The sequence below is a fragment of the Pantoea sp. RCC30.1 genome, assembly GCF_058148845.1.
In genome coordinates this window covers 89,324-113,915 of sequence record NZ_JBXUHX010000010.1, presented here as the reverse complement: position 1 = coordinate 113,915, position 24,592 = coordinate 89,324, and the positions used below count along the sequence as shown (strand labels likewise).

Here is a 24,592-nt window from a genome sequence, read left to right as displayed (position 1 = left end):
GGAAGGTAGTGAGTTCACTAATGTATTGGCGTCAGACTATCGGCTGTGCCGCAGGATGCAGCAGCAGGTGATCGGCAAGGGTGTAAGAAACATCAGAGAAGAGATGGCTCTCCTGTGGGACGGCCGCAGCGGTGGCGGCCTGCGTCACCTGCACAGTCTCTGCCTGCTGGGTCAGACTGACCGTTTCCAGCAGTTGATCCACCGTCTGACCCTCCATCAGGCTGGCCGTTTCGGTATGCGATGCCACCAGCACTGTCTGGCTGGCTGTGGCCACATTACCGGCGCTATCTTTGGCGCTGACCGTCATCGGGTATTCACCATCATCCAGCGGAGCCAGTTGCCCGGCCAGAATGGTCAGCGCCCAGCCACCATCCGCTTTTACGCTGGCGCTGTAGTGCTGATCGCCCAGGGTTAATTCCACCTGGCTGCCCGGTTGCAGATGACTGGAGCTGCCCTGAATCAGATGCCAGCTGTTGACATCGGCAGCATCAATTTTGTTATCACCAAAAGCCGTGTCCAGAGTCAGCGTCGGCCGCTGATGCACGGCGACGGTAAACAGTTGATCACTGGTCTGGGTGTCGCTGTTGCCATAGTCATCCCAGCGATGGAAGGTGGCGGCGACCGGTCCATCCGGCAGCGCCATAAGCTCGCTGGAGGTCAGCGTGACCATGCCTTTCGCATCGGGCTGGTAGGTTATCCCGTTGATCTCCACAGTGTTGGCGCCTTCAACGTAGAAGCTCAGATCATGCTGCGCCTCCTGGTAGTTAAGCGTCATGTCGCCGCCGATATCCATTTCGGTGTAAATCGGAATAAAACCGGTGTGGATATTCAGCTCATGCGTGACGTCGATATAGTTGTTGGCCCCATCGATCGACCAGGCGCGGATTTCCCCAACGTTGATAAAAGCGTGCACATCCGCTGCCGGGATCACCACCTGCCAGTGCCCATCCTCACCTATCGTGGCGGCATAATCTTTCTGGTTGGCACCCGTGATCACCAGCTGATGACCCGGCATGACGGTGGAGAGCGTGCCGCTCAGTAGAAGATCCTGCTGGCTTTCTGCCAGGTTTATCACATCGTCTGCAGTAACCTTATCGAAGGTAATTGTTGGCAGGCTACTCAGATGGGTGATCAGCGTCAGATCGTGATATTCGGTGGCGGTGTTTCCATTGGGATCGGTCGCCGTAACTTCCAGGCTGTAGATCCCGTCTTTCAGCGCCTGCATATCGCTTTCATGAAATGTGCCATACCACTTACCGTCGTTTCCCATGTTGGCAGTGGTGGTTTGCGTACCCAGCGTCAGTTTCAGTACCGACCCCACCGGCAAGTGCGTTGCGCTGCCGCTGATTTCAACGCCATAAATGCTCTCAGCAATACTCACCGCATTATCGCCACTGACCGTGTCCACGGTCAGGGTCGGTTTGATCGTACGATCGACATAGAGACCAAAATCAACGTTAGTTGCCGTGCTTTGCCCTGCTTTATCGGTAATGGTCAGCGTGAGTGTGTGATTGCCATCCGGTACGCCTTTCAGCGCGTCGGCCGGCATTGAAGCGTTCCAGTAGCCCCACTGATTAACAGTGCTGTGCCAGCTTTGATCGTTGAAGGTCAGCGTGACGGTGGAATCTGCTTCACCTTCAGCCCGGCCGCGCAGATGCACCGGCTTTTGCGCTTCCCAGCCGGCGATCACGCCGTCGCCGGCAATCACTTCGTAGGGCTGCAGCATAGCGGGTGGCGAACTTTTCACCGCGCTGACGGCCAGTGTGCTGTCGTTGAGCGGGCTGCTATGCAGTGACTCCGTGGAGAGCGCGGTGATCGGCAGGCTCAGGCTCTGCGTGGCGAAAGGAAGGCTCAGACTTTGCGTGGCGGCTGGCGCAATGGCGGGCTGAGCGCTGTCGGCAACGGCAAAGTCGCTGACTGCCGTCTGGAAAATGGATTCAAGTCGGGTATGACGAAGCGTATCGCGTGATGACATGGGTAACCTCAGTTCTGAACAGAAACGCAGGCCAAAACCATCGGGTAAACCGATCGTTGAGTCTGACAACATGATAATGGGTCAGCCGATGCTGCCCGTTTCCGCTGGTCGGAACTGGTTACCCGCAGGTAACAAGCATAAAGAAAGAGGACGCTAATAAAAGCGACAAATGGAGCCAGAATCGTTGATTTACGGCGTGACGCCGTTTGTTGCGCCTACCCTAATCTTTCGTTCTGCTAATAAATATTGGCGAAAGTCTGGAAAGTGAAATTATTACGTGACTAAAACAAAAAAGCGGGTGCTTTCGCACCCGCTCTATTCATCATCTGAACTGTCCTTTCAGTCACTACACAACATGGACCTGCAGGTTCTGCTGCACCAGCACATCGCCCAGGGTGTTATCACTGGTCAGCGCCGAGTTGTGGTAGATCTCAAAGACTCTGCCCTCAACGGTACGCTCGCCGGTCACTTCCCAGATTCCGCCATTGCTGTTAGCCAGTGTCACCTGACTGCCATCTGCGCCTTTGATCAGCAAATCGTCGCTCTGTTTATCCGTAATATTGAGTGCCTCATTGAGATCGAGCTTGACGGAGTTGGTCCCGGTTTTACCCAGGTCGAGCACTTCAATGTGTTCGACCTTCAGGCCCAGCGCGGTGAGATCCAGATTGAGATGCTCACCATTCAGCACGAGGGTATCAGTGCCTGCGCCGCCATCAATATGGGTAAAGTTAAGGTCACTGACCGTCACAATATCCGCCCCGCTGCTGCCGGTCACTGTCGCCCCCTCTGCGGTGCTGCCATCGGCCAGCGTAATCACGACGCCGCCGATGGTGTAACCCGCCTCCTCTGCCGGTACCGCTGCCACCGCGGCGTCATTTGCCGCCGCGTTTTCACTGCTGCTGACCGGCGTCACGGTATCCGCTTCGGTAATCAGCGTCGAGGCCACGGCTACATGGGCGCTGCTTTCGTCGCTACTGGTGCTGCTGTTGTGTTGCGTCTCCGTGCTGGCACTGGCAACCGTGGCGCTGTCATCCGCCACCGAGAACAGCGCAACCGATTCGTTTGCCGCCAGCGTCAGCGGCAGCAGCGAACCCAGCAACAGGGTATTGGTGGTGGAGAAGCTGTTACCGGCCGCGTCGGTAATCGTGACTTTCGCCAGCGTTCCCAGCGACAGCAGCAGCCCCCCCACCGACAGCAGTGACGGTGAGAAGTTAACCGCGTAACGCCCCAGCGCATCGGTTGTGGTGTTCAGCGTCGGGCCGTTGTTGCCGTTGGCCAGCAGCAGCGTGACGCTGACTTTCGATCCCTGTGCGGCATTCAGCGATCCGCCCTGCACCACCAGACCGGCGAGCAGAGAACCGACGATGCTGAGCACTGGATCGACCCCCACCAGCGGCTGATTATGCGACAGCGCGGTAAAGCTGCTGGTGCTGGTTGTGGTGTTGCCGCCAATATCCGCCACCGTCACGGTCAGCGGATGGCTGCCATCCGGGATCCCTTTCAGCGTCGCTGATGGCACGCTGATGCTCCATGCGCCGTTCGCACCAATGGTGGTGGTGAGGATATTTCCCGCCACGTTAACCGTCACCGTGCCGCCCGCCGCGTTGGTGCTTGTTCCTCTGATAGTCTCAGGGGCATTAGCTTCTGAAATGTTGAGGTAACCATCTCCACCAAAGAAGCTGTTGACGCTGATCGTCGGCGTGGTGTGACTGACCACACCAAGCGACGCCGAGGTGTTGCCAATGCTGCCCGCACCGTTGGTAACGCTGGCGGTGACGGTCTGCAAGCCGTCAGTAATAGCAGCAAGGTTAGCCGCCGGAACAGAGAGGCTCCAGTTGCCGTTGCTGCTCACCGTCGTGCTGTAAGTCTGGCCGCCCAGCGTGACACGTACCACCGATCCCTCGGCGTTGCTGGCGGTGCCTGAAATAGTCTGCGCGGTTTTCACATCTACCGCACTCAGCGCATTGTCACCAAACAGCGAGGTAATGGCGACCACCGGCGTCGACTGACTGATGACGCTCAGCGTGCCGCTGCTGTTCACCGTGTTGCCGTAAGTATCGGTGCCGGTAACCGTGACGGTTTTACTACCGTCAGTGATAGCAATAAGATCCCCTTTCGGGACGGTAATACTCCAGTTGCCACCGCTGACCACTTTGGTGGTATAGGTCAGGCCATTCAGCGTGGCGCTGACGGTAGAACCCGCTGACAGGCTGGAGGTGCCGCTCAGGGTCTGGTTAGAGGCCAGATCTGCGGCGCTCAGGACACCGTCGCCAAACACCGTATTCACTGACAGAGTCGGCTGGAACAGTCCCAGTGACACGCCCGCGCTGGTGCTGCTAACGTTACCAACCGGATCGGTGACGGCCGCGCTGACGGTAAAGTTACCGTTCAGCAGCGTCGACAGAATGGCTGGCGAGACGGCAGTTGAGAAACTGCCATCCGCGTTAACCTGCGCGGTAACGTTGGTATTGCCAATCGCCAGTCTGACGCTACTACCCGCAGCCAGCCCGGAGACCGTGCCGCTGATGGTCTGAGTCACCAGCGACTCCGCCAGGTTCAGCACGCCGTCGCCAAACAGCGGATTGAGCGTGACCTTCGGCAGATTGTGAATGCCCACCAGCGCTCCGGCGGTGGTGCTGGTGGTGTTGCCGGCGCTGTCAGTGACGCTGACGCCAACCGTCAGGTTGCCATCGGCAATCCCCTGCAGCAGCGCTGGCGTCAGCGAGACGTTAAAGTTGCCATTCGCATCGGTCGCCGTCACCAACTGCTGTGAACCTACCGACACCACCACGCGCGATCCCGCTTCCGCTCCGCCAATCACCCCACCGATCACCTGCGTGACCAGCGCATCCGCCACGTTCAGGAGACCGTCGCCGAACAGCGGATTCACGGTGATGGTCGGCAACAGCGTATCGACCCGGATACCGGCGCTGGTGCTGGCGGTATTGCCCGCTGCATCCGTTACCGACGCGCCTACCGTCAGGTTACCCTGTGCCAGCGTGCCCAGAATATCTGGCGTCACCGTGGCGCTGAACGCCCCGCCCGCACCCACGGTGGCGGTCACCTGGCTGTTGCCAACCGAGAGCGTCACCACACTGCCCTGCGCAACGTTGTTCACCACCCCGCTGATCACCTGTCCGGTGGCGATATCGGCCAGATTCAGCACCCCATCGCCAAACAGTGAGGTCAGCGAGATTGATGGCGTCTGAGTAAAGATGCCGATGGATGCGCTGCTGGAGGCGACGTTACCCGCCACGTCTCTGACGCTGACGCCGAGCGTCAGATTGCCATCCAGCAGAGAGGTAAGATCGCTGCCCGGCAGGTTAACGCTCCACACCCCGCCCGCCTGCACCGTCGTGCTGTAACTTTTGCTGCCAAAGGTGACCGTCACCTGGGAACCCACAGCCGCATTTTCTATCACGCCACTGACCAGCTGTCCGGCAGCGGCTTCCGCAATGTTCAGCAGGTTATCACCGCCAAACAGCCCGGTGAGCGCGCCAACCACCGGCACCGCATCGACAATCGCTGTGACGGTTTCACCGACAGTGCGGGTGTTGCCTGCGGCATCCGTCAGGGTAACGCTTAACGCCAGCTGGCCGTCGGTGACCAGATCCAGCACCGCTGGTGGCACTACGATGGCCCATTTACCATCCTGACCCACTGAGGCAGAGAGCGTTGTACCGCCCAGCACCACGGAGACCGTGGCACCGACGCCCGCCGAGAGCGCGGTCCCGGAGATAGTCTGCGCGACGGTGGTATCCAGCGCGCTGAGTGTACCGTCGCCGAATACCGAATCCACCACCAGCGTCAGCGCACTGTTGACAACTTTGTTGACCGTCAGCGTGGCGTCAGTCTGGTTTCCGGCTACGTCATTGACCCGCACGCCAAACACCAGCGCACCGTCAGTGAGGCTCGACAGGACATCCGGCGCGAGATCGATGATCCAGCGTCCGTCAGCCCCCACCGTCGCAGTGGCGATCGGCGAGGCATCGCCCAGGTAGAGGCCGATGGTCTGGCCCTCGGATCCCTGCGCGCTGCCGGTCAGCACCTGACTTAGCACCAGGTCAGCGGCGTTGATCACGTTGTCGCCAAGGAATGCGTCCACCAGCACCAGTGGCGCAACGGTATCTACCGTCACTGTCTGGGTGGCAGTCCCCACGTTACCGGCGACATCCGCCAGCTGAGCGGTGATCACCGGCGCGCTGCCATCGGGTAGTGCCTGCATCGCGCTGGCAGGTACGGTTGTGGACCACGTGCCGTTGCTCTGCACCACGGCGCTGTAGGTCTGGCTATTGAAGGTCACGACGACCGTGCGGCCAGCCTCAGCGACATCGGCGGTGCCGGTAATCGCCTGACTGGTGGTGCTTTCATTGCCATTAACCTGGTTATCACCCGTAAAGGCATTGATCGTCAACGTTGGTGGCGTAAGGTCGATCAGGACGTTGCCGCTGGTGTTCACTGGCGTCGTGCCACCAGTGGCCGTCACTGTTATGCCGACGCTGCCGTCCGCATTGCCAAAGGCACTCACCGGCAATGCCGCCGTTGACCAGTTGCCCGACGCATCCAGCGTAGTGGCGTAGTTCTGGCCACCGATCGACACCGTCACTACCCCACCCGCACCGAGGTTAGCGGAGGTGCCACTGACTACCACCCCACCCGCGACATCCTGGGTGCTGATGATGTTGTCACCCGACACTGTGCCCAGCGTCACCAGTGGGCCTGGCGGTGGCGTCAGATCAACCGTCAGCGGGACCGGCACGGTTGCGGTGTTGCCCGCCAGATCGGTCACTGCCAGCGTCAGCGTGGTCGATGCCGTAAAGGTGGCCATCTGCTCTGGCGTCAGCGTCACGCTCCAGTTGCCGTTACCGTCAACCACGGCGGTGCCGAGGGTCGTGGTATTCAGCGAAACCGTGACGACGGCACCGGTCCCTGCGCCTGTCGCGGTGCCGCTGAGGATCTGCGGCTGGATGCTCTCGGCGTAGTTCAGTGCATTGTCGCCAGTAAAGGCTGTGAAGCTAAGCGCCGGCGGGGTTTTGTCGAGCACCAGCGAACTGTTAATCGTGGTGCTGTTGCCCGCCGCATCGGTGACCGTAACGGTGACCGGATAGGTGGCATCCGGCAGCGCTGAAAGCTGCGCCGTTGTCAGCGGTACCGTCCAGTTGCCATTGGCATCAACGGTTGCGGTGTAAGCGGTGCCGCCCAGCGTGAACTGCACCGTCTGATTCGCACCCGCCTCACCGGTGGTGCCGCTCAGCGTAATGCCTGTGGCAACATCGCCGTTATTCACATAGCCGCCCAGGAATTCCGGATTGACCGCAGGCAGCGGCGCGATGAGATCAGCCGTGAACGGCAGCTGTGCCGACGCGCTATTGCCCGCCGCGTCCACCACGTTAACCGTCAGTGACTGCGCACCGCTCGCCAGTGAACTCAGGGCATTCGGCGGAATATCCACGGTCCAGTTACCGTTGCTGGCCACGGTGCCAGAATAGAGGCTGCCGTTGACATCCACGGTAATGCTGACCGCCTGATTCGCCCCCACACTGCCGGTGGTGCCAGTCAGGGTCACGCCTGCAGCGGCTTCACTGATGTTCAGCAGGTTGTCGCCGCCAAAGGCGCCAGGGTTAAAGGTTGGCACAGGCACAGCCACTTCGGTGACCACGCTCAGCGCCGTCGCGTCGCTGTTACCTGCGATATCGGTAGCCGTGACGGTAATCGTGTGGGTGCCACTGGTGAAGGTGGCTAACTGGGCTGGCGACAGGGCCAGAGACCAGCTGCCATCGGCCTGCACCGTGGCGGCCAGTGGAGCACCGTTGTTAAAGCCGGAGATCAGCACCGAGACCGTCTGTCCGGCACCGGTAATGCCGGTGGTGCCAGTGAGGATCTGTTCAGTTCCCGCCTCGGTGACGTTCAGCGCACCGTCACCAAACGGCAGATTCAGGGTGACATCCGGCAGCGTGTTGACCGCCACCAGCAGCGTGCCGCTGGTACTGGCGGTGTTGCCGTTCACGTCGGTGACGGTCACGCTAATCGGCAGGTTGCCGTCCGGCAGTGACTGCAATACGGCAGACGGCAATTCCAGTGACCAGTTCGAACCACCATTCGTGAGCGTCGCGGCATAGACGGTGCCATTGACGGTCACCGCAACCGAGGCCGGATCATCACTGTTGACCGCACCGTTCAGGGTGCCGTTCGCTACCGCTTCCGCCGCGTTAAGGCGGCCATCAGTAAATGGCGTATCCAGCGTTGGCAAAGCAATCGGCGTAATCGCCGAAACAAACGTCTGGGTCGCTTCGATGCTGTTACCGGCCCGATCCGTAGTCGTGAGAGTCAGGGTGTGTTCCCCGGCCCCCAGCGTGGCGATCACCGCGGGTGTCAGGCTTGCCGTCCAGTTGCCATTGGCATCAACCGTCACCGACAGCGGAATATTGTCATCGCCCACCGTGACGCTCAGAGTCTGGCCCGCCACGACGGTGGAGGTGCCGGTCACCAGCTGAACCGAAGCGGCTTCGGTGATGTTAATGACGTTATCGCCGAACTGCGTGACAGCGAAGTCAGCGGAAACCGGTGAGGTCTGCAGAATCTCAACGCCTGCGGTGGCCTGCGCCGGATTACCGGCCGCATCTGCGGCGGTGACCACCACCTGTGTCAGCCCATCGTCCAGGCCCGTTAGCGCACCCGGTGCCAGGTTCAGTGTCCAGTTGCCGCTGGCATCGGTCGTGGTGCTGAAAGTCAGTCCGCCGACAGCGATGTTCACTACGCTGCCTTCCGGCAGATTGGTACTGTCACCACTCAGCGTTATCGTGCCTGCAGTCTCTGCCAGATTGAGCAGCGAATCACCAAACGGCGTATTAAGGGTCAGCGCTGGCAGCGTGTTAAACGCCACATCCAGTGAGGTGGTGGTATCCGTGGTGATGTTGCCTGCTGTATCGGTGACCGAAATGGTGATCGCATTTGGGCCATCCGCCAGCTGCTGCACGTCTGCCGTCGGAATGGTGAGCGTCCAGTTCCCTTCAGCATCTGCCGTGGTGGTGTAATTAACGTTATTCAGCGTCACCGTCACTGGCAATGCGCCCGTAGTGGTGCCGCTGATGGTGAGGTCCTGCAGCGACTCCGCCAGGTTAAGGGTGTCACCCGCGCTGACCGTGATATCCGTCAGCACAGGTGGTGTAGTACTGAAACTGATCTCCTGAGTGGCCGTCGCCGGGTTACCCGCGACATCCGTGGCAGTGACGGTAAAGGATTGTGTGCTGCCTGGCGCCACGTCGGCAAAGGCCGCAGACGGCACAGTCACCGTCCAGTTGCCATTAGCGTCGAGTGTGGTCGTGGTGGTGTAATCCGTGCCGCTTAATGTCACCGTCACCAGAGTGCCCACAGCCAGTTGAGTGCTGCTGCCGCTGACTACAACATCCGCCGTGGCCTCGGTGGCATTGATCACATCATCGCCAGCGACCACGTTCATGGTCAGCGTCGGCTGAACCTGGGCGCTGGCCAGCACGACCAGACTGCCACTGGCGCTTGCCGGGTTACCAGAGGCATCCGTTGCGACCACCTGCACCAGTTGATCGCCATCCGGCAGATTACCCAGGGCGGCGGCCGGAACCGTTACCGCCCAGCTGCCATTCGCCGCTACAGTGCCGCTGTACTGAACGCCGTTCAGCGTCACCGTCACCAGTTGGCCTTCAGCCAGATTGGTACTGGTGCCGCCGATGCTCAGATCCTGCTGCGACTCTGTCTGGCTAAGGAAGTTATCGCCACTGAGTGGCCCGAGGGTCAGGGTCGGCAGGTTCAGGCTGTCAGCATCGCGCGTCAGCGTGGTCTGAACAGGAGCCGCCGGGTTGCCTGCCGCATCGGTCATTGAAACAACAACCGGATAGCTGCCGTCTGTCAGCCCCTGCACAACGCTGGCAGGCAGTGTGACCTGCCAGGTGCCGTCAGAGAGCACCAGCGTGGTGTAATCGACACTCTGGAAGCTGACGGTAACCGTCTGTCCGGCATCTGCCACCGTCGCCGTGCCGCTGATGGCGACCGCTTCCAGCACCTCCACTGAGTTGATGATGTTGTCGCCGCCGATAGCATTGACCGTCAGTACAGGCAGGGTGGTATCGACGGTAACGGCGCTGGTCAGCGAACCGCTGTTACCGGCCGCATCGCTGGCATTGACGACCAGGGTATTGATCCCCTCGCCCAGCGTCTGCACCTGCGCCGGAGTTAAGTTCAGCGTCCAGTTGCCCTGCGCATCCACCGTGGCGGGATAATCATTTCCGCCCAGCGTCACGCTGACAGTCTGGCCGTCGCCTGCCACACCGGTGCTGCCGGTCAGCGTCTGACCCGCCCCCTGCTCCGCCAGGTTCAGATAACCATCGCCAAACGGCGTGTCAATGCTGACGGCCAGCGCCGCCGTCGATACGGTGATTTCACGCGTTTCCGTAACCGGGTTGCCCGCCGCATCGCTGACCGTCACAGTCAGGATGTAGGCTCCGGCCGGAATACCAGCCAGCGAACCCGCAGGCAATGTCAGGCTCCAGTCGCCATCCTGGGTAACCGTAGTGGTCCAGAGCTGATTGTTAAGGGTAATCGTGACCTGCTGCCCGGCTTCGGCAGTGCTGCTGCCGCTGAGCACAATCGGTGCGGTGCTTTCGGCGATATTGACGCTGTTATCGCCCGCAACGGCGTTCAGGGTCAGTGTTGGTGGTGTCAGATCTACCGTCACGCTGCCCGGAATGCTGCCGGTGTTACCTGCGGCATCCCGAACCGTGACGGAATAGTTCAGGACATCTTCCGGCAGGGTAGCCAACGCCGTTGCTGGCACGCTGATCTGCCAGTTGCCGTTGCTGTCGACCGTGCCGTTATAGGTGATGCCATTCAGCAGCACACTGACGCTCTGGCCATCACCGACAACACCCGTGGTGCCGCTCAGGGTTTGCGCTATGGCGATCTCGCTGTTGTTGAGCAGACCATCACCAAACGCAGAGACGATCTGCGGTTCCGGCAGACTGGCCGCCAGCACGCTGAGCGTGGCCTCGCTGCTCAGGGTCGCTCCGCCGCTGTCCGTGGCAGTAACCGTCAACGTGTAAGGCCCGTCAGCGAGCGCCGTCAGTGCCTCAGCCGGAACGATTGCACTCCAGCGGCCAGTGGCCGAGACCTGCGCGGTGTAGCTGACATTGTTAAACAGCAGCGTAACCGTACCGCCCTCAGGCACATTCACCGAAGTGCCGGTGACAATCAGTGACTGACCCAGCTCCTGCGCATTCAGATAGTTATCCTGACTGATCGCATCCATCGCCAGACCAGAGGCCGTGCTGTTGACGGCAAAGTTGAGGTTACTGATGGTGGTATTGCCCGCCACGTCACTGACCGCCACGGTATAACTGGCGCTGCCATCATTGATCGCCCCCAGCGCACCGGCGGGCACGGTCAGGCTCCATGCCCCGCTCGCCTGCACGGCGGCGCTGTAGACCGTACCATCAATGGTCACGGTGACCAGCTGGCCTGCCTCGACGTTGGTGGTGGTGCCGGAGAGACGTTGATCGGTGAGGCGTTCCGCACCATCGACCACGTTGTTACCGGCAAAGGCATCCAGCGTCAGAGTTGGCAGCGTGCCGGGATCCACTTTCAGCGCCAGATCGCGGCTGGTGGTAGTGGCATTGCCTGCCGCATCGCTGGCGGTGACGGTCAGTGGATAGCTGCCATTGACCAGCCCGTTATAAACCGTGGCAGGCAGTGCCAGCGACCAGGTGCCGTTGACATCAGCGGTGGTGCTCAGAGTGGTGCCGTTGAAGCTGGCAACAATCAACGCGTTCGCTTCGCTGCTGCCGGTCAGCGTCAGCGGCTGCTGACTCTCGGCAGCATTGATAATGCCATCGGATGGCGTGATGAAGTTCAGCACCGGTGGCACGGTATCCACCACAACGTTGCCATTCGCCTGGCTGGTGTTGCCTGCTACGTCACTGACGACCACAGTGTAAGGTGCGTTGCCCTGTGGCAGCGCAGCCAGAACATTGGCCGGAACGGCGACCTGCCAGTTGCCCTGCGCATCGACCGTGCCGCTGTAGTTCGTACCGCCCAGCGTCACGACGACGGTCTGCCCGTCACCCGTGACGCCAGTGCTGCCGGTGATCACGCCACCCGCTGCTGCCTCTTCTCCGTTAAGAATGCCATCATCAAAGGCCACGCCTGGTGTCGTCACCGGCAATGCACTGGCGATCACCGTGAGGGTAGCGTCGCTGGTCGCCAGCGGCTGTCCGTTAGCGTCGCTGGCGGTGACGGTGATGGTCTGCGTGCCGTCTGCCGTTCCGGTAAACGTGCCTGCCGGTAAGGTCAGGCTCCAGCTTCCATCTGCCGTCACGTTGGTGCTGACCGTGGTGCCGTTGGCCAGCACGGTGACAATGCTGCCGTCAGGCAGACCGCTGGTGCTGCCGCTGACTACGACGGCGCCACCCAATTCCTGAGCATTGAGGTAGTTGTCGTCGCTGATTGGTGCCAGCGCGATCGACGGCAGAGTGTTGTCCACACTGAAGTTAAGCGGGCTACTGACGGTGTTACCGACGGCGTTGATGACGCTGACGTTAAGCGTCTGGTTACCCTCTCCCAGCTCAGCCAGGGCACCCGCAGGCAGAATAATGCTCCAGTTGCCGCTGGCCTCGACCACACCGCTGTATTCGGTGCCATTCAGGGAGATGAGCACCTGCTGGCCAGGTTCGACATTAGTGCTGCTGCCGCGCACCGTAATCGGCTGCAGCTGCTCTGCTGCCGTGACGATGCCGTCACCGGCGAAGGTGCTGCTGTCGATGGTCAGTACAGGCTGCACGGCCGGCGAGGTTGCCACATTCAGATCAACCACCTGGCTGCTCTGATTCCCGTTAGCACTGGTTTCCGTCACCGTCACCACATTACTGCCTGGAGGCAGTGCCGCCAGCGCTTCAGGGGCGATCTCCAGTGTCCACTGACCATTAACGCCGACGGTGGTGCTGTAGAGCTGGTCGTTAAGCTGGACAGTGACCACATCGCCATTCTGACCGCTGCCACTGACGACCAGCGGTTCCGCCTGTTCGCCAACGTTCAGCGCGTTATCTCCGCTGATCGGTGCGACTACCAGCGGAGGCGGCGTGGTAGCAACTGTCAGTGCACTGTTCTGGCTGCTGCTGTTACCGGCCTCGTCGGTGACGGTGACCACCACCGGATAGCGGGTGCCATTAGTCAGACCGGCCAGTGCCGCTGGCGGTACGGCCAGCGTCCAGTTTCCGTCACCATCAACGGTGCCGGTGTAGGTCACGCCATTCAGCGTCACACTGACGCGGTCGCCTTCACTGCCTGCGCCGCTGAAGCTGAACCCTGCGGCCTGCTCAGCGATGTTCAGCACGCCATCATCCGCCGGGGTATCAATGCTGAAGTCTGGTGCTGTGGTATCCACGGTAATCGGGAATGGCGTGGTGGCCGCGTTGCCACTCACGGTAGTCACGGTCACGTTGAGATCGTAACGGCCATCTGGCAACTGTTGCAGATTCGCAGCAGGTACGGTGGCGGTCCAGCTGCCATCTGCGGCAACCACTGCGTCATAGGTCTGGCCATTCAGCGCAACGCTGACGCTGCTGCCCGGCGTAACGGTGCCGCTCAGGGTCAGATCCGTGGCGGTTTCAGCCTCATTAATCGTGCCATCGGTGGCAATCGGGTTAACGGTCAGCGCCGGTATGCCGGTATCAACAGTCAGCGGCTCGCTGATGCTGGTGCTGTTACCCGCTTCATCCCTCACCGTCACGGTAATCGGGTTACTGCCCTGCGTAAGCGCCTGGAGTGCAGCCGGTGGCAGTGTCACGCTCCATTGACCATTGGCTTCGACCGTAGCCGGATAGCTGGTGCCGCCCAGGGTCACGCTGACGGTCTGGCCTGGCAGGACTGTGCCGGTCAGCGTCTGCGCCACACTCGCTTCATCAGTGTTGAGTATGCCGTCAGTGAACGGCGTATTGATGTCCGGGGCTGCCAGCGGCGCGGTCGCCACCAGCAGCGTCTGGGTGCTCTGCACATCACCGGAGATCACAGTCACGGTGGTGTTGCCCTGTGTGAGATTCGCCAGGTCGGCAGCGGGCACAGTCAGGGTCCAGCTGCCGTTTATATCGGTTGTCGTGGTGTAAACAGTGCCGTTGGGTTCCAGCGTCACGCTGATTGGGCTGTTAGCCGGCAGGTTTGCGGAACCGCCGCTTATAGTGAGATCGCTCTGGGCTTCCAGTGCATTCAGCGCATTGTCTTCACTGATCGGGGCAATCGACAGCGACGGTTCGGGTGAGATAACCACGCTAAACTGCCCTTCCGCAGGCAGCGCCGGGTTACCGGCCTGATCAGTAATCGCCACGGTGAAGGTTTTATCACCCAAGCCACCCAGCGATCCGGCAGGCAGCGTCACGCTCCAGCGACCGTTCGCCAGCACCTCGCCGTCGTAAGACTGTCCGTTAATGGTCAGTAATACCGGCGTACCGGCCGGTACGCCGCTGACATTACCGGTGACCAGAATGTCGGTGAGCTGTTCCGCGCTGTCGACCTGGTTGTCGCTGGTCACGGGATCAATGGTCAGCGCTGGCGACGTGGCTGCCAGCACGGTGACGCTGGTCAATTGCGTGGTGGTGTTGCCATACGCATCGCTGATCGCCACGTTGATCGGATAGATCTCGTCGCCCAGTTGGCTGACGGTCGCGGCAGGCACCGTCACACGCCAGGCACCATTGGTATCTACGGTGGCGGTGTAGGTTTCATTATTGAACGTTACCGTGACCGTATCACCCTGTGCACCGCCGCGCCCATCAAGTATGAGATCCTGGGTGTGCTCAACGATATTGATATAACCATCGCTGCCCGGCGTCGAGACTTCCAGCAGTGGCGGCGTGGTGGCGAAAATTAATGAACTGCCGGTCTGTGTGATGTTGCCATCGGCGTCAGTCGCCACCACCGTTACCGTCTGGGTGCCATTGGGCACATTCGCCAGATCAGAGGCAGGAATATTGACGCTCCAGTTGCCATCCGGCGTCACCACGGCGGTGTAAGGCACCCCATTCAGCGTGACGCGAATAATGTCGCCGTCATCACCGGTGCCGCTGACGATCAGCGGCTGCTGCGCGTCGCTGTTGTTGATCGCGCCATCATTGCTGAGATCGTTCAGCGTCAGAGCCGGTAACGCTGTAGCAACCCGCAAAGACGTATCCTGCGTGCTGCTGTTACCGGCCGGATCGGTCACGGTGACCGTTACCGGGTAGGTCTGATTGGTCAGCGAGCCCAGATCGGCAACCGGAACGGTGGCACTCCACGTTCCGTTTTCACCCACAATCGCGGTGTAAGACTTGCCATTTAACTCCACCGTCACCGTGTCGCCCGTGGTGCCGGTGCCGTTGATCAGCAGCGGCTGGGTCAGTTCGTTGTTGGTCAGGACCCCATCACCGCCCGGTGCGGTCACGGCCGCAACCGGAGGCTGCGTGTTGACTAACAGCGTCTGCGTCTGGGTGGCGATGTTACCGCTGGCGTCGGTCAGCGTGACGGTCAGCCCATAACTGCTGCCATCCGCCAGCCCCTGCAGCGCCGCTGGCGGCAGTGGCACTGTCCAGTTGCCCTGTCCATCCACGGTCGCGCTATAAGCTTCGTTGTTCAGGGTGACAGTCACCAGCTCGCCCGGCAACGCACCTGACCCGCTGACCGGCACGCCTGCCGCCACTTCGCTGCTGTTGAGAATGCCATCGCCGCCTGCGACCTCTGCCACAATCAGATTCGGTGGCAGCGTGTCGACGCTGAAGTTCACCGTCTGGTCAACGCGGTTGCCTGCCTCGTCAATGGCGGTGACGGTCAGGCTGTTAGTGCCCTGCGTCAGTAAAGCGAGATCGCTGACAGGCACCGGCAGGCTCCAGCTGCCGTCGGTATTGACGGTGGTGCTGTAGGTTTTGCCGTTGAGTTCGACTTCGACCCGCTGGCCCGCCACGGCTTTGCCGGTGCTGCCGGTAATCAGCAGGTCGGTGCCCGCTTCCGTCCGGTTGAGAATACCATCGGTGATCGCACTCTCGTTCAGCGCGATTTGCGGCAGCGTAGTCGCGACTACATTCAGTGGGGCTGAGTCAGTCAGCAGTGCTCCCGTGGTGTCGATGGTGGTCACTGAAATCTGTTTCACACCGTCGGTGATGCCGTTGAGATCGGCTGCCGGAACCGTGACGCTCCAGAAGCCATTGTCGCCGACCACCGCGCTGTAATTATTGCCGTTAAAGTTAAGCTGCACGGCCTGGCCGGGGTTAACGCCTACCGCAGAACCGCTGATAATGAGATCACTGTTCAGCTCCAGCTGGTTAAGGAAGCCATCCACGCTGACCGGTTCATTAATCGAGACTACGCCAGGTTCACCTGCCGCCGGAGCGACGTTGATGTCACGGCTATCGGCGGCTGAGGCACCGGCTACCGTGGTGACGCTGACCACAATGGCGGTGCTGCCCGCCGCCAGTGCGCTGAGCGCCGCAGACGGTATCTGCGTGCTCCAGCTGCCGTCAGGATTGACCGTGGCGCTGTAATTCTGACCGCCCAGGGTGATGGTGACCGTCTGGCCCGCCTCTACGTTGCTGCTGCTGCCGGACAGCGTCTGATCGACGGCCTTTTCGCTGTTATCCACCAGATCGTCACCGGCAAACAGGGCGATGGTCACTGTCGGCGTGCCCGGTTCAGCTGGGGTATCCACCACAATCGCCCGATCTTCGCTTACCGTTACGCTCGCCTGATTGCTGACCGTGGCCGCGATGGTGGCGCTGCCCGCCGCCAGGGCCGCCAGCGCGCTGGCTGGAACGCTCAGGCTCCAGCTGCCATCCACGCCGACCGTGGCGCTGTATGTCTGGTCGCCCAGCGTGACTGTGACGATCTGACCGGCCTCGACATTGGTGGTGCTGCCGCTCAGCAGCTGTTCGCTGGTTTTCTCATCGTTGCTCAGAACGTCATCACCGGCGAACTGATTGATGGTGATGGTGGGCTGGCCCGGCTCAGTGACCGGTGGCTCGACGGTGATCGGCAGCGTGTCGCTGACGCTGGTGCCTGCTGCGTTGCTGACCGTCACCACCAGCGAGGCAGATCCTGCGGCCAGAGCACTCAGTGCATCGGCCGGAATCGCGATGTTCCAGCTGCCGTCAGGATTGATCGTGCCGCTGTAGCTCTCTCCGCCCAGCGTCACGGTCACAATCTGGCCCGCTTCGACGTTGGTGGTGTTGCCGGTGACTGCCTGCGCCTCCAGCTTCTCATCGTTGCTCAGGATGTTGTCTTCAGCGAAGGCATTGACGGTTAACGTTGGGGCATTCGGTGAAGTGCCCGCTGACTCCACCAGGAAGTCACGGGTTTCAGTGACAGGCGCGCCGAGCGTATCGGTGGCTGTAGCGTTCAGGGTCGCGCTTCCGGCTGCCAGCGCCGCCAGCGAACTGGCTGGGATCGAAACGCTCCAGCTGCCATCCGCGCCAATCGTGGCGGTAAAGGTCTCCCCGTTCAGGGTGATAGTGACCTGCTGGCCCTCAGCGATATTGGTGGTGGTGCCGCTCAGCAGCTGGTCGCTGGCTTTCTCGCTGTTGCTGAGGATGTCATCCCCGGCAAACGCGTTGATGGTTACGGTGGCTTCACCCGGCTGCGTCGCCGGGGCTTCGACGGTGATCGACTCCGAGGTTGTCGCGGTGTCGCCCGCCGCATTGCTGACCGAGGCGGTCAGGGTGGTGGTGCCTGCTGCCAGTGCGTTCAGTGCGGCGGATGGCACGGTGACGCTCCAGCTGCCGTCACCTTGCACGCTGGCGCTATAAGTCTGACCGCCGAGGGTCACGGTGACGATCTGTCCGGCTTCAACGTTGGTGGCAGTGCCACTGACAACCTGTTCGGACGCTTTCTCATCGTTGCTCAGGTCGTTGTCGCCGGCAAATTCATTCAGGGTCAGGGCTGGCACGCCGGGTTCCGTTACTGGCGTCTCAACTGAGATATCGCGGGTTTCGCTGGCGCTCACACCATCGACGTTGCTGACGGTGGCGCTGATGGCGTTGGATCCTGCTGGCAGATTGCCCAGCGCATTGGCCGGAACCGTTACGCTCCAGTTACCACTGCCATCCACGGTGCCCACGTAAGTCTGGCCCCCTAAGGTGACAGTGACCGTCTGGCCCGTTTCGACATTGGTGGTGGTGCCGGAGAGTGTCTGAGCGGTGCCTTTTTCGTCGTTGCTGAGGATGTCATCCCCGGCAAACTGATTGATGGTGACGGTCGGTTCGCCCGGGATTGTCACCGGCGCTTCCACGCTGAGGGGCAGACTGCTGGTCACGGTATCACCAGCCACATTGCTGACCGAAACCGTTAACGTCGTTTCCCCTGCCGCCAGGGCGCTCAGGGCCGCTGATGGCAGCGTCACGCTCCAGTTGCCCTGTGCGTCCACACTGCCGCTGTACGTCTGACCACCCAGCGTGACCGTCACAACCTGACCCGGTTCGATATTGCTGGTGCTGCCGGACACCGTCTGATCGGCGGCTTTCTCCGCATTGCTCAGTTGGTTGTCACCGGTAAACTCATCCACCGTGACCGCAGGTGCGCCCGGAACAACGGGCGTCTCAATACTGATCGCACGGTTTTCACTGGCTTCAGTGCCAGCCTGATTGGTGACGACCGCAGAAATCGCAACTGAACCGGCATTCAGTGCATTCAGCGCCGCAGGCGAGAGCGTGACGCTCCAGTTGCCCTGCGCATCCACCACTGCGCTGAAAGTCTGATCGCCCAACGTGATGGTGACAACCTGACCCGCTTCCACGTTGCTAGTGGAACCGCTTAGCAGCTGGTCGCTGCTTTTTTCTGCATTGCTGAGAACGTCATCACCCGCAAACTGATTGATGGTGATAACAGGCGTACCCGGTTCGGTCAGTGGCGGCTCGACGTTAAAAGTCAGGCTACCGCTGGCAGTGGTTCCCGCCTGATTAGTGACGGTTGCCGTGGCCGTGGTGGTGCCAGAGGCCAGCGCAATCAGCGCATCCGCAGGCACGGTGATGCTCCAGCTACCATCGCTGGCGACGCTGCCGCTGTAGCTCTGACCGCCCAGGGTCACGGTGACGATCTGCCCGGCTTCGACATTGCTGGTGGTGCCGCTCAGTACCTGGTCGCTGGTTTTCTCTGCGTTGCTCAGCTCGTCATCGCCGGTAAACGGGGCGATAGTCAGAGCTGGCGTGCCCGGGGTAGTGTCAGGTGCCTGAACCTGAATGCCGAGGCTGGCGGTCGCCGCCGAGCCTGCTGCGCTGGTCACGCTGACTGAAAGCGTGGTGCTGCCTGCAGCCAGCGCTGAGAGTGCGGCGGCCGGAATGGCGACGCTCCAGCTGCCATCTGCGGCCACAGTGGTGTTGTAGGTCTGCCCGCCCAGCGTGACAGTAACAATCTGACCGGCTTCGACATTGCTGGTGGTGCCGCTGAGCACCTGATCGGTGGTTTTCTCCGCGTTATCCAGTACGTCATCGCCAGCGAAGGCATTCAGGGTGATGGCAGGCGCCCCCGGCGTGACCGGTGTTCCCGGATCGGTGCCACCCGCGTTGCCGCCGCCGTTACCTCCACCGCCACCACCACCGCCGCCGATGCCAACCGCCAGTCCCGCTAAGCCGAGCACACCCAGACCGCCCGCTGTAATCACGCCCATTGACGTGTTGGCGTTATCCGCCAGCAGCAGCGGCTCTACGCTGTCGAGTGATTCATAGGTTGGCGTAACTGAGCTGGAAGCGAGTTCAGCTCCTTCTGCAGTCTGCGGAAAGAGCGCATGTTCCGGTGGATTGACGCCATCATCGAATACCAGTTCGCTATGCTGGCCTTCGGCGTCGTCGAGGAAGAATTTCTGATAGCGGACAGTCTGGCCGTCACGCATGTGCAGCACCAGGTCGTTACCCTGACGCTCATACTGCGTCACTATGTCGCGGGTGCCGCTGATGCGGACAACGCTGGGCTCGGTGAGGTTAATGTTTTGTGACGAACTACCAACAGACTGCGAGATGAGGGTGCCGTTTTCGCGCGAGATGATGTCTACACGGCCTTGCGTGAGTTCTGCCATTTGTAACCTCTATTCCACCAGATTGGCTAATATACTGAATCCATAAACATAAAATTATTTTATGCTTACGATCTTCACTCATAGTTTCACCTTCTGAAATACAGAAAGTGTCTCAAACTGGTGTATGCAGAAATGACAAAGAAAAACTGCGTCAGGAACCCAAAGGTAAGCGGTGGATGACGGTATTATTGTTAGTTTTAGTTGTACGGACTCACGAGAAACGTAACGGTTCTGACAAATTAATTTTTAGCGTAACCGCGTTAAAAATCAATTTCAATCTACAGATTTTATTATGATTTAATATTAATTACATTAGCCATGACCGAAATAAGGTTTTCAGAAAATGCGCTTTGCCTTTGTTTTTCATGTCAATTTATTGCTGACTGTTTCCATAAATGATGCAAAAAGGTTAAAACTCCCCATTTTATAAACCTTAGGGCTGCAGAAAAAATTTGTTCATTTTGCGATTCAGCCATCATTTATACGTGGTCCTGATCCGATTTTTCAGCGGCAAGTCGTTGAAAAGCGAAAGTGAAATTTGCGTTAAGTCGCTTCGGATGGGTGGTGGTCATACCAGGAAAGTTCTGGAAAAAATTCGCGGCACAGCAAAAGTCGGTAAACTCCCGGTTTTGTCATTTATACGATGTTGCTGCACCCCTTCAGATAAGAGGCGCAACGGCCACTGATTCGCGGCCAGTGCTACACTTTTCCGCTTTACCATTGATGAATCTGACTTATGACCGCACTGGACGCTGCACAACAACATAAACATCAGAGCCGCCTGAACTGGGGCACCCGCACCATCTTCTTAATCAATGGCTTAGGGATGTCAGCCTGGGCGCCGCTGGTGCCCTTTGCGCGGGATCGTCTACAGCTTAGCGGTGCATCACTGGGCGCATTACTGCTCTGTCTGGGGATAGGTTCGCTGGCTGCGATGCCGGTGACCGGCACGCTGGTGGCGAAGTTTGGCTGCCGTCGGGTGATGTGCTTCTCTACGCTGTTAGTGTTGATCATGATGCCGCTGCTGGCGACGGCAGAATCTCATCTGGTGATGGCAGCTGCACTGATGCTTTTTGGTGCCGGGCTGGGCATGCTGGATGTGGCGATGAATTATCAGGCGGTTCAGGTTGAGCAGGCTGCCGATAAACCGATGATGTCCGGCTTTCATGGATTCTTCAGTCTGGGCGGGATTCTGGGCGCGGGCACGGTCAGCCTGTTGCTGAGCCGCTCTTTTACCCCGCTGACCGCCACGCTGGTGGTGATGGCAGTGATGTTGATGCTGCTGCTGTGGCGACTTCCGGTGTTGATGAATGAACGTCTGCACCAGCCCGATCAACCTTGGCTGGTGATCCCACGCGGCTGGGTCGCGTTTCTTGGCCTGCTTTGCTTTATCCTCTTCCTGGCGGAAGGGGCCGTGCTGGACTGGGGCGCACTGCTGCTGCTGCAGAACCCTGAAATGACACCCGCCTGGGCCGGACTTGGCTATGCGGTCTTTTCCGTTGCGATGACGCTGGGTCGTTTTAGTGGCGATAAGATCATCCAGCGTTTTGGCCGCTACCCGGTGATGCTCACCGGCGCGCTTACCGCTGCGGCGGGCATGAGTCTGGCCGTCTGGCTGCCGTGGCCGGAGATCGCCCTGCTCGCTTTCCTGCTGGTCGGCTTTGGTTTATCCAACACGGTGCCGATGTTGTTCAATGCTGCCGGGAATCAACAGGATATGCCTGCGAACCTGGCGATTTCTGCCATGACAACGCTGGGATATGCGGGTATTCTCTCAGGTCCGGCTTTAATCGGATTCATTTCGCAATGGATCAGTCTCAGCGGCGCATTTTTAGTGATCGCCCTGTTGCTGTTAGCGGTAGCCGCCAGTGCGCGAAAAGTTGCGCGATAATTCAGGTACCTGACACGCTATGTTGTATAAGTTTCCACTGACCTCCGGCAATGTCACCCGCTTTTTTGTGGTATTCAATCTGGTGCTCCTGCTGGCGCTGGGCTTTATGGTGCATAACTCGGTCAACGCCTGGCTGACCGGGAAACGCTATGCCATGGACGATCTGGCGCGTGACGTGCAGAAGCGTATTGACGCCTATCGCTTTGCCACCTGGCAGATCTATGAAAACCTCTCTACCAGTGCAGCCGGTGCGACACCTGGTAGTAACCTTCAGGAGACGCGTCTGCGTCCTGACGTTTATTATCTGGAAAAAACCCGCCGTAAAACCGAAGCGCTGATTTTCGGCTCCCATGACAGCAGCACGCTGGACATGACCATGCGGATGTCGAACTATCTCGACACGCTATGGGGCGCGGAAAATCCAACCTGGTCGATGTACTTTTTAAATGGTCAGGACAATAGCCTGATTATGATCTCGACCCTGCCGCTGAAAGATATGGCGACGCGCTACAAAGAGAGCGCCATCAATTCCATGGTAGATGGCCGTCGCGCTGAGATGCTGCAGCAGGCTAATGCGCTGGATGAGCGCGAGAGTTTCTCGCCGCTGCGCCACCTCGCCTTCCAGAACGATCACTATTTCACGCTGCGCACCACCTTTAATCAGCCGGGCCATCTGGCCACGGTCGTCGCCTTTGATCTGCCGGTGAACGATATCGTTCCGCAGAACATGCCGCTGGAGAATTTCCAGCTGCGACAGGACAGCTCAATGCCGGCCAGCAGCAGTGAACAGCAGGAGGTGGAAAACACTCGTGTTTCAGTGGTTAATCCCAATATCGAGATTACAGCCACCCTGCCCAGTACGTCGCTGCAGCTGGTTTATCAGGTGCCGATTACCCGCCTGATTATCGACAGCCTGCACAACCTGCTCTGGCCGCTGCTGATTAACCTGCTGCTGTTTCTGCTGTCGCTGGCAGGTATCGTGCTGCTGCGCCAGCAGTCACTGCGTCCCAGCGAGAACCAGAGTGCTGAACTCGATTCGCTGCGGGTTCTGAATGAAGAGATTGTGGCCAGCCTGCCGGTCGGCCTGCTGGTATATGACTTTGCCAGCAACCGCACCCTGCTGAGCAATAAGATTGCTGAACATCTTCTGCCTCACCTCAATCTGCAGAAGATTATTAATATGTCCGACCAGCATCAGGGCGTGCTGCAGGCTACCATCAATAACGAAGTGTATGAGATCCGCCACGCTCGCAGCGTACTGTCGCCGCACACCCAGCTGTTTATGATGCGTGACCAGGATCGCGAGCTGCTGGTGAACAAAAAGCTGCAGAAAGCGCAGCAGGTGCTGGATCGCAACCATCAGATGCGCCAGCAGTTGCTTCACAATCTGGGCCATGCGCTGAATCAGCCTCTTGAGAAGATGGTGACCCAGCTGGTGCAGCTCAGCCAGCGTGATGCTGACGAAACCGTGCTGGACCTGCTCGATGAGAGTCAGGGACTGGCGCGACTGGTGGATGATATCGTGCTGCTGAACCGGCTTGAAGCGCACGACTGGTCACCGGATGCGACCGTCTTTAATCTGCAGGAACTGCTGGATGAGATCGCGCTGGAAAGCCTGCCGCTGATGCGCCGCAAGGGGTTGTCGCTGGTAGTGAATAATCACCTGGCGAATGACGAGATACGCTTTGGCGACCGTCGCGCCCTGCGCAAAGTGCTGACCACGCTGATGCACTACGCCCTGACCACCACCCGCTGGGGCAAAATCACCCTGGAAGTTAAGGCTGCCGAAAAGCAGGCCGATAGAGTGATCATCGAACTGGTAGATACCGGTGCGGGCCTGACGGTGGATGAACTGGCGAATGTCGACTTCCCGTTCCTGGGTGATACCAGTCAGGATCGCTACGGACAGGCTTCCGGCATGGCGTTCTTCCTGTGTAAGCAGCTTTGCAAGCAGATGGGCGGCAGTCTGGATATCGTGGCAAAAGCGGATATCGGCACGCGCTACAACATGCAGCTGCCGCTGGTGCTGGAAGAGAAGCGCGAAGAAGAAGAGGAAAAAATTCTGGATGGTGTGACCGCGCTGGTGGAGATCACCGTGGAAGACGTGCATAAAATCGTCTGCCGCCATCTGGAGAACTGGGGAGCACGTTGTCTGACGCCTGATGAGCGCATCTCCGGTCAGGATCACGATGTTATGGTGACCGACGATCCATCAAAGCTAAGCGGCTGGGCACTGCTGCTGGCGGAAGATGAACTGGGTCATCATGCACTGAACGACCAGCAGTATCGGGTCAATTTCAATCTCAGTAATGCAATGCTGGATGCATTGCTGGCCCTGATTGAGAAACAACTGTCGCATGATGTGATGGATAACGACATGGAAGACGACGCGGCCACGCCATTGATGAGCGGCGGCTATTTCCAGCTGTTTACGGAGACAGTACCGGTTGATGTGAAGAGACTGTATACTGAGTCGGCGGAAAAGGACTACGCCTCGCTTGCTCAGACAGCGCATCGCCTTAAGGGCGTGTTTGCCATGCTCAATCTGACTCCCGGCAAACAGCTTTGTGAAGAGTTAGAACACCACATTAAAGCGTGTGACGATTCAAACATTACAAATACCACCAGTGATATTGACGCTTACGTCAATCAACTGCTGCAGCAAGGTAACCAATAA

The 24,592-nt window shown here is 59.5% G+C and carries 4 protein-coding genes; 2 read left to right on the top strand and 2 right to left on the bottom strand.

Translation table 11 applies throughout. The annotated features are described in order from the left end of the window. Window positions 1-31: 31 nt before the first annotated feature. Window positions 32-1,975 (bottom strand): Ig-like domain-containing protein, encoded by a 1,944-nt coding sequence (locus AC2LB6_RS11150; RefSeq protein WP_490093537.1) that lies wholly within the window; start codon window positions 1,973-1,975, stop codon window positions 32-34. A gap of 346 nt (window positions 1,976-2,321) precedes the next feature. Continuing rightward, window positions 2,322-20,024, bottom strand: a complete 17,703-nt coding sequence (locus AC2LB6_RS11145) for an Ig-like domain-containing protein (RefSeq protein ID WP_490093536.1) — start codon at window positions 20,022-20,024, stop codon at window positions 2,322-2,324. Between the two features lie 736 nt (window positions 20,025-20,760). Between AC2LB6_RS11145 and AC2LB6_RS11140 the strand changes: the two genes are divergently transcribed. Together AC2LB6_RS11140 and rcsD are read left to right on the top strand one after the other, a co-directional pair. Then, window positions 20,761-21,915: an MFS transporter gene (locus tag AC2LB6_RS11140; RefSeq protein WP_490093535.1), complete on the top strand. Its 1,155-nt coding sequence runs from the start codon at window positions 20,761-20,763 to the stop codon at window positions 21,913-21,915. 19 nt (window positions 21,916-21,934) lie between these two features. Then, the gene (rcsD, locus tag AC2LB6_RS11135) at window positions 21,935-24,592 is read left to right on the top strand and encodes a phosphotransferase RcsD (protein WP_490093534.1); all 2,658 of its coding nucleotides are present in this window, start codon (window positions 21,935-21,937) and stop codon (window positions 24,590-24,592) included.